Annotated in this window: 12 protein-coding genes; 6 read left to right on the forward strand and 6 right to left on the reverse strand. The window is 59.9% G+C overall.

Annotation, left to right across the window (positions count from 1 at the left end; genetic code table 11):
- Positions 1–9 precede the first annotated feature (9 nt).
- Both RHP75_RS14320 and RHP75_RS14325 read right to left on the reverse strand, forming a co-directional pair.
- Positions 10–1,968, reverse strand: a complete 1,959-nt coding sequence (locus RHP75_RS14320) for an HD domain-containing phosphohydrolase (protein ID WP_311088779.1) — start codon at positions 1,966–1,968, stop codon at positions 10–12.
- Positions 1,969–2,077: 109 nt separating this feature from the next.
- Positions 2,078–3,406, reverse strand: coding sequence for an MFS transporter (locus tag RHP75_RS14325; RefSeq protein WP_311088780.1), 1,329 nt, complete (start codon positions 3,404–3,406; stop codon positions 2,078–2,080).
- Between the two features lie 421 nt (positions 3,407–3,827).
- Here RHP75_RS14325 and RHP75_RS14330 point away from each other — a divergent pair, with 421 nt between their 5' ends.
- A complete protein-coding gene (locus tag RHP75_RS14330; protein WP_311091946.1) occupies positions 3,828–5,915 on the forward strand; it encodes a hypothetical protein in 2,088 nt (695 codons plus the stop codon).
- A gap of 47 nt (positions 5,916–5,962) precedes the next feature.
- Here RHP75_RS14330 and RHP75_RS14335 read toward each other — a convergent pair whose 3' ends face one another.
- The 4 genes from RHP75_RS14335 to RHP75_RS14350 all read right to left on the reverse strand — a co-directional run bounded on the left by RHP75_RS14335 (position 5,963) and on the right by RHP75_RS14350 (position 8,493).
- Positions 5,963–6,745, reverse strand: a complete 783-nt coding sequence (locus RHP75_RS14335; protein WP_311088781.1) for a TIM barrel protein — start codon at positions 6,743–6,745, stop codon at positions 5,963–5,965.
- On the reverse strand, positions 6,742–7,647 hold the full coding sequence (locus RHP75_RS14340; RefSeq protein WP_311088782.1) for an NAD(P)-dependent oxidoreductase: 906 nt from the start codon (positions 7,645–7,647) through the stop codon (positions 6,742–6,744). Before RHP75_RS14340 ends, RHP75_RS14335 begins: the two co-directional genes overlap by 4 nt.
- Before the next feature lie 84 nt (positions 7,648–7,731).
- Positions 7,732–8,100: a DUF5064 family protein gene (locus RHP75_RS14345; protein ID WP_311088784.1), complete on the reverse strand. Its 369-nt coding sequence runs from the start codon at positions 8,098–8,100 to the stop codon at positions 7,732–7,734.
- Between the two features lie 75 nt (positions 8,101–8,175).
- Positions 8,176–8,493 (reverse strand): DUF2288 domain-containing protein, encoded by a 318-nt coding sequence (locus tag RHP75_RS14350; protein WP_311088785.1) that lies wholly within the window; start codon positions 8,491–8,493, stop codon positions 8,176–8,178.
- Positions 8,494–8,802: 309 nt separating this feature from the next.
- Between RHP75_RS14350 and RHP75_RS14355 the strand changes: the two genes are divergently transcribed.
- The 5 genes from RHP75_RS14355 to RHP75_RS14375 all read left to right on the forward strand — a co-directional run bounded on the left by RHP75_RS14355 (position 8,803) and on the right by RHP75_RS14375 (position 13,695).
- Positions 8,803–9,924: a branched-chain amino acid ABC transporter substrate-binding protein gene (locus tag RHP75_RS14355; protein WP_090248313.1), complete on the forward strand. Its 1,122-nt coding sequence runs from the start codon at positions 8,803–8,805 to the stop codon at positions 9,922–9,924.
- 117 nt (positions 9,925–10,041) lie between these two features.
- Positions 10,042–10,965, forward strand: a complete 924-nt coding sequence (gene livH, locus RHP75_RS14360) for a high-affinity branched-chain amino acid ABC transporter permease LivH (protein ID WP_090375233.1) — start codon at positions 10,042–10,044, stop codon at positions 10,963–10,965.
- A complete protein-coding gene (locus RHP75_RS14365) occupies positions 10,962–12,230 on the forward strand; it encodes a high-affinity branched-chain amino acid ABC transporter permease LivM (RefSeq protein ID WP_409079656.1) in 1,269 nt (422 codons plus the stop codon). The genes livH and RHP75_RS14365 overlap by 4 nt, the downstream gene beginning before the upstream one ends.
- Positions 12,227–12,994 carry a high-affinity branched-chain amino acid ABC transporter ATP-binding protein LivG gene (gene livG / locus RHP75_RS14370; protein ID WP_311088786.1) on the forward strand — a complete coding sequence of 256 codons (768 nt, stop codon included), beginning with the start codon at positions 12,227–12,229 and terminating at the stop codon, positions 12,992–12,994. Before RHP75_RS14365 ends, livG begins: the two co-directional genes overlap by 4 nt.
- A complete protein-coding gene (locus RHP75_RS14375) occupies positions 12,994–13,695 on the forward strand; it encodes an ABC transporter ATP-binding protein (protein WP_090375237.1) in 702 nt (233 codons plus the stop codon). The genes livG and RHP75_RS14375 overlap by 1 nt, the downstream gene beginning before the upstream one ends.
- Positions 13,696–13,829 lie beyond the last annotated feature (134 nt).

A 13,829-nucleotide genomic window follows, 5' to 3' on the forward strand; every position in this document is an offset into this window, starting at 1 on the left:
AGCCCTACTTCAATGGGTGTGGGGATGCTCAAGGGTGCAGGATGGCTCGTAATCGCACACATGGTGGCTAAACGGTGAGGTGGTGTGCGAGCCAGGCGCACCCGTCACCTGGAAGCAGCGGCTGGCGATAAACAGCTGCACCAACTCGGCATCGAGCAAACCGCTCTGCGCCTCACTCTTGAGAATATCCAGCGCCCGCTCCAGGGGCATTGCAGGTTTGTAGGGGCGATCCGCCGCGGTCAACGCATCGTAGATATCGCAAATGGTCATGATCCGCGAAGCGCAGGGAATCGCATCGCCAATCAAGCCTTTGGGGTAACCGCTCCCATCGAGTTTTTCGTGGTGCGCCCCGGCAATATGCGGCACGCCCTGCAGATCCGGAGTCCAGGGAATCAGGCTGAGAAACTGCTGGGTGTGCACCACATGGCGCTCGATTTCTTCGCGCTCAGCCGTGGTCAGGCTGCCCTTGCGTACGGCCAGAGCACTGAACTCGCCCTCACTAAGCAGGCTGACCAGGCAATTGCCGGGTGCCTTGACCAGCTCGCCTTGCACTTCCTGCAGATGCTGGAAATCCCCCTCACTGAGCATGCTTGGCTCGTTGGCCTGAATAATGTTGTTCAGGTAACGCTCCAGGCGCTCGCATTCATAGGCCAACTCGGCTTCCAGTTGCAGGCGCCGCTCATCACTCAGGCCGCCCTGATGTCGGTAGGCATGCAGCATCTTGCGCAGGGTCTGGTTACGCAGGTTTTCCTGGGCCAGGGCAACGCGATAGCGCAGGTTTTCCAGCACCTGCTCAGGAAGCTTCTTGGCCTTGACCAGCACATGTTCGCGCACCCCGACCTTGCCGAAATCATGCAGCAAAGCGGCGTAGCGCAGCTCGCGCAAACCATCGACGCTCAGCGCCTGTTCGCGCAAGCGGGCTTCTGGGGCGTGGGGCAACTGGTTGGCCAGGGTCAGGCACAGCTCGGCAACCCGAAATGAATGGCCACTGGTGGTCGGATCACGCTGCTCGATGGCAAACACCGAGGCCTGCACGAAGCCGTCGAACAACCGGCTGATGTCATCCAGCAGCTGACGATTCTCGATCGCCACCGCCGCCTGGCTGGCCAGCGCGCGCAGCGACACGGCGGTTTCCTCATCAAAGGCAATCAGTTCAGGCTCAAGCTGCTCGCTGCCTTTACGCTGGCAGTTGATAAATTCCAGCACGCCGACCACTTCATGGCGATGGTTGCGCATGGGGATCGCCAGGATCGACATGGTGCGGTAGCCCATCTGCAGGTCGAAGGAACGGTTGAAGCGATACGGCGCATCGGCAGCAATCGCATACACGTCCTCGATATTCAGCTCGGTGCTGGTCAGCGCGACGTAACCGGCAATAGACGCCTTGCTCAGCGGCATGCGCTGGTCCTGAAAGCTGTTCTGGCTGAGCGTGCCGTTCTGCGTCAGTTTGAAGATCAACTGTGCCGGCGCATCCGGCCGGCGGCTGACCAGAAACAGCGAGGCGGCGTCGCTGTTGGACAAGCGCCGCCCTTCGATCAGGATCTTTTCCAGCAAACGGTCAAGGTCACGCTCGGCCGATAGCGCCAGGCCCACGTCTACCAGCTTGCTCAGGTCATCATGCTTGCCCGCCAGGGCGGCGGCCAGTTGCTCGGTCTGATGGCGCAGGCTGTACTGCTCACCGGCAAAGCGCAGCAACGCCGATAGCTCCTCGGCACTGGCATGCGGCGGCAACGGCAGCACACCGGGCTGATCCATACAGCCCACCAGAATAGCGCCGCAATCCAGCCAGTCGGTCAACGACTGCAGCGCCAGCAACCTTTCGTCAAGCAGCACCAGCGCCAGGTCATCCGGCAACTCGTCAGGCGCGTCAATCGCCTGCAAAGTCAGCGAACACTGAGCCAATACGTTGCACAGGGGATGCGCGTCAAGCGCATTACTGTGGCCCAGCACAAGGCGGGAAGTGCCCATGGTGGTTGTCCTCAGTCGCAGTTGCGTGACAGCAGTGCGACTGAGTATTGCACAGGATTTTGCCGCTGCCCGGCCGTCCGGCGCATGCCGGATAACCTGACAAAATGGCTTAGCTAGCGGGCTGCAGCTGCATGCCTTGCTGCATTTTCGCGGCATCGGCGACGAAGCAGCGCGAGGCCTGCAGCAGCGCCAACATGGTCAGCATCAAGGCCACCGGAATCAGATACATGGCGTTATGCAGGCCCACGGCCTTGAAGGTTTCGTTCATTTCACTGGCCCCGGCAGCGAGCATTGCCGCGTGGGAATAGTGATCCGACAGCATGCCCACCGCCAATGGGCCAAGGCCGCCACCGAGCAGGTACAGACCGGCGAAGAACAGCGCCATGGCGGTAGCACGCAGACGCGGTTCGATCACATCCTGAATCGCGGTATAAACGCAGGTATAGAAGTTGTAGGCAAACAGCCAGCCGATGCTGAACAGCGCCACGAACACGGCGATCTCAATTCGCCCGGCCAACAGGGCGTAGCCCGTGGCGACAGAGGCTATCAACATGCTCAGTGCGGCAAACAGCAGGCGGCCGGTCTGCCAGCGTTGATGGATCTTGTCCGCCAGCCAACCACCCAGGGTCAGGCCAATCAGGCCGGTCAAACCAACGATCACCCCGGTGGCCATCGCCGCCTGTTCCAGCGGCATCAGGAAGTAGCGCTGCAGCATCGGCACCATGAACGAGTTGCAGGCATAGGTGGCGAAGTTGAAGGCCAGGCCGGCCATTACCAACCACCAGAAGGTACGGATCGCCAACACCTTACGCAGCGGTTTATCCACTGCTGTGGTGCGCGATTGCACCAGCTCGGCCGCACCGCGCTTGGGCTCTTTGATAAAGAACATAAACAGCGCCAGGATCAGCCCCGGCACTGCTGCAATAAAGAACGGTGCACGCCAGCTGTCGAACGCCTTGACCATCGCACCGATGGTAAAGAACGCCAGCAGCAGGCCGATCGGCAGGCCAAGCATAAAGATACCCATGGCCCGCGCACGCTTGTGCGCCGGGAACAGATCACCGATCAGCGAGTTGGCCGCCGGCGCATAGCTGGCCTCACCAATGCCGACGCCCATGCGAATCAGCAGGAAGCTCCAGAAGTTCCAGGCCAGGCCGTTGACCGCCGTCAGCCCGCTCCAGACGGCCAAACCCCAGCCCATGATCTTGCGCCGCGCGCCGGTATCAGCCATGCGCCCCAATGGAATACCGGCAATCGCATAGACAATGGTAAAAGCGGTGCCGATCAAGCCCAGCTGCAAGTCGCTGAGATCCCACTCCATGCGGATCGGCTCGATGATGATCGCTGGAATGGTGCGGTCGAAGAAATTGAACAGGTTGGCGAGAAAAAGCAGGAACAGAATGCGCCAGGCATTCGCCGCTTGTAGGGACTGCTGCATGGAATCCATCTCTATTTGTTGTTATCGAAGCAGGTCGGAGGCGCATGGCCAACCGCCGTATCCAGCATGTGCAGGCGCAATCTAGAGCCTTGCGTCTATGCTGTCTGTGACTATTTGTTGCGTGTATGCCGGGTAATGGGCGTCCGAGCAAGCACCCAAGTCACAAAGCGCATCAGAAAAACTCCGGATATGCCTCAGTAAAACCATGTGAAACAGCGAGATTTTCCATTTTTCATGCTACAAACAAGCCTGTTGAGCGAAATGTGGCCATTTGCCGCTCTACCCTCGTTAGCCGCCGGACTGTCTCTAAATGAAAACAAAAAAAGACGCTGTGACCACCCCCGCGACCGAAGCCACACTGGCTGACCTGGCTGATACCCTGCTCGCCCCACTCGAACGTCCCTCCCCACTACAGCCCCCCATGCGGCTGGATAGCAGTGGCGAGCAGTACATGTATTTCACCGAGCGCGACATTGATCGCATCCTCGATAACCTCGACGGCCTGCGCAGCCTGGTATTTCCCCCAGCCCCGCAGGATGACGACAACGAACGGCGGGTGCAGCACTTCCCCTCCGTTTGCCTGATAGGCCTGGGCCGCTGCGGCTCGAACATCGCACTGGATGTTGCATCGCTGGTCTACAACGCCCGGCAGTTCTACCTGAGCGAATTCAACAACGAAGAAAAAACCGTTGCCGAACAGGATTTCCGCCCCACCCGCTGGATTCGCAGCAACCTGCTGCGCGCACCGAGCAAGGACAGCAAGCCGGTCTTTCTGATCGAACCACTGGTCATGCTCGGCGACCTGGACAAGGACATCGAGGGGCGCATCCGCTTCTCACGCAAAGGCGAAACCAGCGGTTTTCTCAGCGACTACAGCAAGATGAAGATCATGGACCTCTCCGAGGTGCATGCGGGCGGTGCCGGTAACGCGCCGATCCTCGGTCAATACCTGGCCAAGATCATCCTTAACAAGGACACCCAGCGTTTTACCAACGAAGACTGGAAATTCATTCACAGTTACCTGATCGATTCGTGCGGCATCAAGGCCAACCAGTCGCGCCTGTACTTCTATATTTTCAGCGCCGGCGGCGGCACCGGCTCGGGCATGGCGTCGGAGTTTGGCCTGGCCCAGCAGTTCGCCTACATGAGCAAGACCTTCGATACCAAGAACTTCGACGAAAGCCCGGAGAACCGCGACCACAGCTTCGTCTTCGAGCCGATTTTCACCAGCGGCATCTGCATCCTGCCGAACATCTCCGACCAGCGCAGCGAGATGTCTGAAGCCCTGCATATCAACGCCGGCCGCCTGCTGTGCAAGTACCTCGCAGAAGAATGGGACTTCTCCTACAACTTCGACAATGAAGAAAACAGCGAAGAAAGCGTGATGCGGCGCATCCGCCCATGGAACGCCATGATGCTGATCTCCAACGACATCATGCGTTATGCCGAAGAAAGCGATGACGGCAATATCCAGAACATCGACGTCAACGCCATGGAGCGTCACGCCAACCAGTACATCTCGCAGCAGATCTTCAACATCCTCACCGCCCAGGCGGTGACCACCGACTACGACCAGAACTATTTCCGCCGCGCGGGCATCGACATCGGCGAAACCATTCGCCTGGACGCCAACGACCTGTTTATGAGCCTGGCCGGCCCGGTGGCCGTGGCCTACGCCGAATCGGTGGTGCCTGAGCAAAGCGCTGCGACGCTGGAGAAGTTCCGCGTGCTGGACAAGGAGCCGTCGCGGCTGAACATTGACGACCTGTTCTTCCGCTCCATCGACCTGCCGCACTTCAACAAGGTGACCCAGGCCATCGAAGGCATCAGCCTGCTGCCGATCGAGTCCAAGCGTTACCGCGAAGCGCTGGATGAGTACAAGAAGTCCGATTACAACGCTGCCAAACTCAGCGACCTGCACTTCTTCAAGAACTGCTCCTCGGTGGTCTCGATTGTCTCGCTGCCGAAAGACTACAAACTGTCCTATATGGACCTGAACCGGCTCAAGACCCACCTCAACAGCCTGTTTCCCAACACCACGCTGAAGCGCTATGCGCTGGTGATCGGCGCCTCGGCCAACCTCTCGCTGACCACTTTGATTGCCAAGAGCCCGTGCCTGTCGGATGACTTCCTGACGCTGATCGTGGCCTTTATCAAGCGCTGCTTCGCCCGCGACCCGCACCGCTTCGACGAAAGCCTGGACAACGCCATTCTCGACTTCATCATGAGTGATGAGTTCGATGAAGTGCGGGTCGACGCCATGCTCAACGAATACGAAAACCCAGCGAAGATCCTCGACACCAACTGGTACGCGATCAAGCCGATGTATGAGAAGAAGTACCGCGAGCTGATCCACGATCAGGACAAATTCGTCTCGATCAACGATATCCGTCTATCCCGTGAAAGCGTGAAAAAGGCGATCAAGTACCTGCGCGAGATCTACCGTCACCGCATCGGCAAGACTCGGGTTATCTCGCTCAACAAGTACGCTGAAGACAAGCCCGAGTAAGCCACTACCACCTGCAACCCGAGGTCAATCGGGTTGCAGATGGTGCCTCAGGCCTCTTGCCATTCACTCAGCCAGCCCAGGCTGGCCTGGGTGCCCGCCTCTCCCGGCCGATACTCGGCCGCCAGCCACCCCTGATAACCACTGTCACGCAGCGCCTTGAGCAGCGGCGCAAAGTGCAACTCGCCTGTTCCCGGCGCACCACGCCCTGGGTAATCGGCAAACTGCACATGGCCGATACGCCCGGCCAACAACGCCATACCCGCCGGCACATCCAGGCCCTGCCGCGCCATATGGTAAAGGTCGTACTGCGCTGCCAGGTTGGGGTGGGCCACCGCCTTGAGCAACGCATCCAGCTGCGCTGGGGTGTTGATCAGAAAGCCTGGCATATCCAGCGGGTTGATTGCTTCCACCACCACGCCAATGCCCAATCGCTGAAAGGCCTCGGCGGTCTTGCGTAGGTTGTCGATCAAACAGGCCATTGCTTGTTCAGGCTCTACGCCCTCGGCCAAACGCCCCGGCAGCACATTGACCAGCGCTGGCCGCACCATAGCGGCATAACTCAGCGCATCCTGCAACGCAGCCTCAAACTCGGTCTGATGTACAGGTACGGCCGCCAGGCCGGCACCGCCACTCATCAAATCACCAGCCGGCAGGTTGATCAGGCGCAGCGGCATGCCCGCTGCCTCCAGCGCCTCTTTCAAGAGAAGCGCCGGCAACTCGTAGGGAAACTGGATTTCCACGCCATCAAAGCCCGCAGCAGCGGCAGCCACCACACGGTCGATCAGCGGCAACTCGGTAAACAGCAGCGACAGGTTGGCCGCAATCTTCATGATTTTGGCCCTTGAGACTCTGGCGCGCGGTACAGCTGCACCAGGGTAGCCGGATCACACTCCAGATTGCCCTGACTGCCGTGCTGACGCATCAGCTGTGCAGCCAGGCCACTGAGCGGCGTAGCCGAGCCGATCTGCTGCGACAGCTTCACCGCCGTATCAAGGTCCTTGAGCAAGGTGCGCACGTGCCAATTGACCGGCTCAAACTGACTCTCGGCCATCTGCGGCGCGAGAATTTGCAGTGGCTTGGAATCGGCAAAGCCACCGGCCAGCGCGGGGGCAATCAGGCTGGCATCGACCCCAGCCTGCTCGGCCAACGCCACCACCTCAGCAATTACCAAGGCGTTACAGGCGACGATCATCTGGTTGCACACCTTGGTCACCTGGCCTGCGCCAACGTCGCCCATACGCGTCAGGCGTTGCCCCAGATGGGCAAGCACCGGCCGCACCCGCTCGATATCCTCAACCCGGCCACCGGCCATGATCGCCAGCGTACCGTTGGCTGCGCCGGGCGTGCCGCCGGACACCGGGGCATCGACCCAGTGCATACCACAGCGGGCGTGCAGCTCTGCAGCCATCTCGCGGGTGGCGGCCGGTTCCAGGCTGGAGAAATCCACCAGTACCTGCCCAGGCTTGGCCATTTCCACAATGCCGCCTGGACCAAACACCACTTCGCGCACCACCTCGGTATTGGCCAGGCAAAGCATGACGATATCGGCCCGAGCACAGAGCTGTGCCGGGCTGGCTATCACCTGCGCACCCAACGCTTGCAGTGGCGCACATTTATCAGGGGAACGATTCCACACACTCAGCGGATAACCAGCGGCCAGCAGCCGCTGGGTCATGGGCAGGCCCATCAGGCCAATACCAGCAAATGCCAAAGCAGGAAGGGAGGTGGACATAGGCAGACTCCGACTCATTGATGGTCGCCATCTTAACCCAGCGGTAACGAAACCTGTCCCGTCAGTCAACGCCCGAGCAACGACCTACAGGCCGTCTTTTTCCAGATGATCGAGATTGACCGGCTCGCCACTGTGCGCACCGAGCTTGGCGCGAATGTCTTCGAACATCAGGTCGTACTCGGCGTGGCTACGCATGATCAGGCTGCTGTTGGTCGGCAAGCCATGTTTGTGCGCCAGGCGCGTGGCCACGCTGGCGAAGTTGAACGCGGTATCGCGGTGCAGTTCGAAGATTTCCTCAAACGCTTTACCCTCCACCTGACCGTGCATGCGCATATGCAACATCGGCCCTTCGGTCGGGTCCTGGCGTACTTCGTAATGCAAGTCGACACTAAACAGCGGCGCCTCGGCCGTAGCCAAGGTATTGGCGCGATGCAGATGTCCGGGTTCAAACATGCTGGCAGCTCCTGCAATCAGTCCATGGTGCTGCCAGCATAGTTGCTCTGGATAAAGCGTGATACGCGCGCCAGATCAGTGCAGCGGCGCGCGCGGAGTGCGTTCCTGCGCCAGCACCCAGGGCGCCACTACCACCGCCCACAGCTCTGGATCGCGGGTTAGCAGGTCTTCGGCACGGCTGTCGTCAGCCTTACTCAAGATCCCGGCAGCCAGCCAGGCGGCGACTTTTTCCTGATCGTTCTGCGCCACAGCCTGCGCCACTTCGATCAGATCCTGAGTGCCGTCGACCAGCAGCAAGGCGCCACGGGCGAAGAAAGGTTGCAGCTCCTGCCAGGTAATAGCTGCAGTTTCACCAAGCAGCTTGGCATAGAGGGTGCTAGGTTGTTCTGTCATGGATTGCCCTGTCATTGGTGACCGCTTTTTTAATCGGCCGCCATGATAGCGTCGACCAGCCCGCTGGCAAATTCGCAACGCTGTTCGCGACGTTGCCAGCGGCGATCAAGACACGCCGTTTTTCTATACGTTTATTGCGTTAAAGCGACACCCCAGGGTTTTGCCCCCAGCAAGCCGCTTTTCAAGCCGCAAAGCCGCGCTCTACACTGCACCGGTACAGTTGCCGGGGGGATGACCGGGGGAACAACCCGGTTCTGCAGCTTTGGCCGCCAGAACTACAACAATCAAAACCAATAAGAGTGGAGCACTATGAACAAGGCTACTAAGCAGATTTCCAAACTGTTTGCCGCCATGGCCATGGCTGGCGTTGCCAGCTACTCGGTAGCGGCTGACACCATCAAGATTGGCCTGGCAGGCCCAGTCACCGGCGCCGTCGCGCAATACGGTGAAATGCAGTTCATCGGTGCCAAAATGGCCATCGAGCAGATCAACAAGGCCGGCGGGGTGAACGGCGCAATGCTCGAAGGCGTGGTGTATGACGATGCTTGCGATCCGAAGCAAGCCGTTGCCGTTGCTAACAAAATCGTCAACGACGAAGTTAAATTCGTCGTTGGCCACCTGTGCTCCAGCTCCACTCAGCCAGCGTCTGACATCTACGAAGACGAAGGCATCCTGATGGTCACCGCGGCTTCCACCAGCCCGGATATCACCGCTCGCGGTTACGAGCTGGTGTTCCGCACCATCGGTCTGGACAGCCTGCAAGGCCCAACCGCTGGCAACTTCATCGCTGACCACGTCAAGCCGAAAGCCGTTGCCGTGATCCACGACAAGCAGCAGTACGGTGAAGGCATTGCTACCGCGGTCAAGCAGACCCTGGAAAGCAAAGGCACCAAAGTCGTTATGTTCGAAGGCATCAACGCCGGCGACAAAGACTTCTCCGCAATGATCGCCAAGCTCAAGCAAGCCGGTGTGGACTTCATCTACTACGGTGGCTACCACCCAGAGCTGGGCCTGCTGCTGCGTCAGTCGGCTGAGAAAGGTCTGAGCGCCAAGTTCATGGGCCCAGAAGGCGTTGGCAACAAGGAAATCTCGGCCATCGCTGGCCCAGCTTCCGAAGGCCTGCTGGTTACCCTGCCGAAGTCGTTCGACCAGGACCCACGCAACAAGGCGCTGGTTGATGCGTTCAAAGCTAAAAACGAAGACTCCAGCGGTCCGTTCGTGTTCCCGGCTTACGCTGCGGTACAAGTGATCGCCGAAGGCATCACCAAGGCTGGCGACACCGACACCGCTAAAGTGGCCGCAGCCCTGCGCGCCAACAGCTTCGACACCCCAACTGGTACCCTGGCCTTCGACGAGAAGGGCGACCTGAAAGACTTCAGCTTCGTCGTCTACGAATGGCACCAGGACGGCACCAAGTCCGAAGCCAAGTAAGCTCTTAGCCTGAACCCAAAACCCACTGCTTCGGCAGTGGGTTTTGTTTATTAGAAGAATTCCGGTTGCATGCTGCGCCAAAAGCGCTGCCTTGCGTGACAACCCAGGAGTTAGGCAATGCCTGATCTTTATCACTACCTGCAACAGCTGGTTAACGGTCTGACCGTTGGCAGCACCTATGCCTTGATCGCCATCGGCTACACCATGGTTTACGGCATTATCGGCATGATCAACTTCGCCCATGGCGAGGTTTACATGATTGGCTCGTACGTAGCCTTCATTGTGGTCGCCGGCCTGGCCATGTATGGCCTGGACAGTTTACCCATCGTGATGATTGCGGCCTTTGCCGCCAGCATCATTGTCGCCAGCGCCTATGGCTACAGCATCGAACGGGTCGCCTACCGCCCTCTGCGCGGCGGTAACCGTCTGATCCCGCTGATTTCCGCTATCGGTATGTCGATCTTCCTGCAGAACCAGGTGCTCCTGGCGCAGGACTCCAAGGACAAATCGATCCCCAACCTGCTACCAGGCAACTTCGTGTTCGGCGAAAGCGCCATGAATGGCGTGGTGATTTCCTATATGCAGGTGCTGATTTTCGTCGTCACCTTCTTTGTCATGGTCGGCCTGACGCTGTTTATCTCTCGTTCACGCCTGGGACGCGCCTGCCGCGCCTGCGCTGAAGACCTGAAGATGGCCAACCTGCTGGGCATCAACACCAACAACATCATCGCCCTGACCTTCGTCATCGGTGCTGCGCTGGCTGCCGTCGCCGCCGTGCTGCTGGGCATGCAATACGGCGTGATCAACCCGCACCTGGGCTTCCTCGCCGGGATCAAGGCCTTCACCGCAGCAGTACTCGGCGGTATCGGCAGTATTCCTGGCGCGGTACTCGGTGGCCTGCTGCTGGGCGTAGCCGAAGCCTTTGGCGCCGATATCTTCGGTGACCAGTACAAAGACGTGGTGGCGTTCAGCCTGCTGGTACTGGTGTTGCTGTTCCGCCCAACCGGTATTCTCGGCCGTCCGGAGGTTGAAAAAGTATGAAGACCTCCATTACCCAAAACCTCAGAACCGCGATCTTCAGCGCCCTGCTGGTGCTGGCCGTGGCCTATCCGGTTATCGGTCTGAAGCTCTCCACAGTCGGCATCAAGCTCGAAGTGCAAGGTGCCAGCCCAGCCGTGCTGTGGACCATCTTCGGCTGCTCGATTGCCATGTTCTTCTGGCAACTGTTCCGCAACCACCTGAGCGCCGCCTGGAGCCACGCGCCCAAGCTGCCAAGCATGCCGGGCAAAGCCAGTGAGTTTCTCACCCTGCCCTCGACCCAGCGCTGGATTGTACTTGGCCTGATCGTCGTCGCCCTGGCCTGGCCGTTCTTCGGCTCGCGCGGGGCGGTGGATATCGCCACGCTGATCCTGATATACGTGATGCTCGGCCTTGGCCTGAACATCGTGGTCGGTCTGGCCGGCCTGCTCGACCTCGGCTACGTGGCTTTCTACGCCGTAGGTGCCTACAGCTATGCGCTGCTGTCGTTCTACTTCGGCCTGAGCTTCTGGATCTGCCTGCCGATTGCCGGCCTGATGGCGGCGTTCTTCGGCTTTATCCTGGGCTTCCCGGTGCTGCGTTTGCGCGGCGACTACCTGGCTATCGTCACCCTGGGTTTTGGCGAGATCATCCGCATCCTGCTGAACAACATGACCTGGCTGACCGGTGGCCCCAACGGCATCGGCTCGATCCCCAAGCCAACGCTGTTTGGCCTGTCGTTCGACCGTAAGGCCGCCGAAGGCATGCAGACCTTCCACGAGTACTTCGGGGTAGCTTACAACTCGATCAACAAGGTGATCTTCCTCTACCTGATCGCCCTGCTGCTGGTGTTGTTGACCCTGTTCGTGATCAACCGCTTGCTGCGCATGCCAATCGGCCGCGCGTGGGAAGCCCTGCGCGAAGACGAAATTGCCTGCCGCGCCCTGGGCATGAACCCCACCGCGATCAAGCTCTCGGCCTTCACCATTGGTGCGTGCTTCGCAGGTTTCGCCGGTAGCTTCTTCGCCGCGCGTCAGGGCTTGGTTAGCCCACAGTCGTTCACCTTTATCGAATCGGCGATCATTCTCGCTATCGTCGTACTGGGCGGTATGGGCTCGCAGCTGGGCATCATTCTGGCGGCCATCGTGATGATCCTGCTGCCGGAGCTGGCACGTGAATTCAACGAATACCGCATGCTGATGTTCGGCGCGCTGATGGTATTGATGATGATCTGGCGTCCGCAGGGCCTGCTGCCCATGCAACGTCCGCACCTGGAGCTGAAGCAATGAGCCGCCCGATCCTGGAAGTAAGCGGCCTGTCCATGCGCTTCGGCGGCCTGCTGGCCGTCAACGGGGTGAACCTGCAGGTCAAGGAAAAACAGGTTGTGTCGATGATCGGCCCGAACGGCGCCGGCAAGACCACCGTATTCAACTGCCTGACCGGCTTCTATCAGCCTACCAGCGGCAGCATCCGCCTCAATGGCGAGCAGATCGAAGGCCTGTCTGGCCACAAGATTGCGCGCAAAGGCGTGGTGCGCACGTTCCAGAACGTGCGTCTGTTCAAGGACATGACGGCGGTGGAAAACCTGCTGGTCGCTCAGCACCGCCACCTCAACACCAACTACCTGGCGGGCCTGCTGAAGACCCCGGCGTTTCGCAAGAGCGAACGCGAAGCCATGGAGTTCGCCGCGCACTGGCTGGAGCAGGTCAACCTGACTGAGTTTGCCAACCGCACGGCCGGCACCCTGGCCTACGGTCAGCAACGTCGCCTGGAAATCGCCCGCTGCATGATGACCCGCCCGAGCATCCTGATGCTCGACGAGCCAGCCGCAGGCCTCAACCCGCGCGAGACCGACGACCTCAAGGCGTTGATCCGCGTACTCAGCGACCAGCACAACGTCACCGTGCTGCTGATCGAGCACGACATGAAGCTGGTCATGAGCATTTCCGACCACATCTACGTGATCAACCAGGGCACGCCCCTGGCGGACGGTACGCCGGAACAGATCCGCGCCAACCCGGACGTGATCAAAGCCTACCTGGGGGAAGCGTGATGCTGTATTTCGAGAACGTTTCCACCTTCTACGGCAAGATCCAGGCGCTGCATGACGTCAACGTCGAAGTCCGTCAGGGTGAGATCGTCACCCTGATCGGCGCCAACGGTGCCGGCAAGTCGACCCTGCTGATGACCCTCTGCGGCTCGCCCCAGGCGAGCAGCGGCAGCATCCGCTACCAGGGTGAAGAGCTGATCGGCCAGGACACCCCGAGCATCATGCGCAAGAGCATTGCCGTGGTGCCGGAAGGTCGTCGGGTGTTCTCCCGCCTGACCGTGGAAGAAAACCTGGTGATGGGCGGCTTCTTCGGCAGCAAGGCCGACAATCAGGAGCAACTGGACAAGGTCCTGCACCTGTTCCCGCGCCTGAAGGAACGCTTTGCCCAGCGCGCCGGCACCATGTCCGGCGGTGAGCAGCAGATGCTCGCCATCGGCCGCGCACTGATGAGCAAGCCCAAGCTGCTGCTGCTCGATGAGCCGTCGCTGGGCCTGGCGCCGATCATCATCCAGCAGATCTTCGACATCATCGAACAGCTGCGCAAGGACGGTGTGACGGTGTTCCTGGTCGAGCAGAACGCCAACCAGGCGCTCAAGCTGGCCGACCGCGGCTATGTACTGGAGAACGGCCGGATCGTTATGCAAGGCAGCGGACATGACCTGCTGAACGATCCGAAGGTGCGCGACGCCTACCTGGGCGGGTAAGCATCCAAGGAAAGAAAACCGCTCTTCGGAGCGGTTTTTTATTGCCGAAGACAAAGCCCACCCTGCCCGCCTGTCTCTGCCTCAATGCTGACAACCGCTTTTATCGCCGCCGTTCGCCCGATGTTCCGTGCACC

Source organism: Pseudomonas sp. SG20056 (assembly GCF_031764535.1).
Lineage (GTDB): Bacteria > Pseudomonadota > Gammaproteobacteria > Pseudomonadales > Pseudomonadaceae > Aquipseudomonas.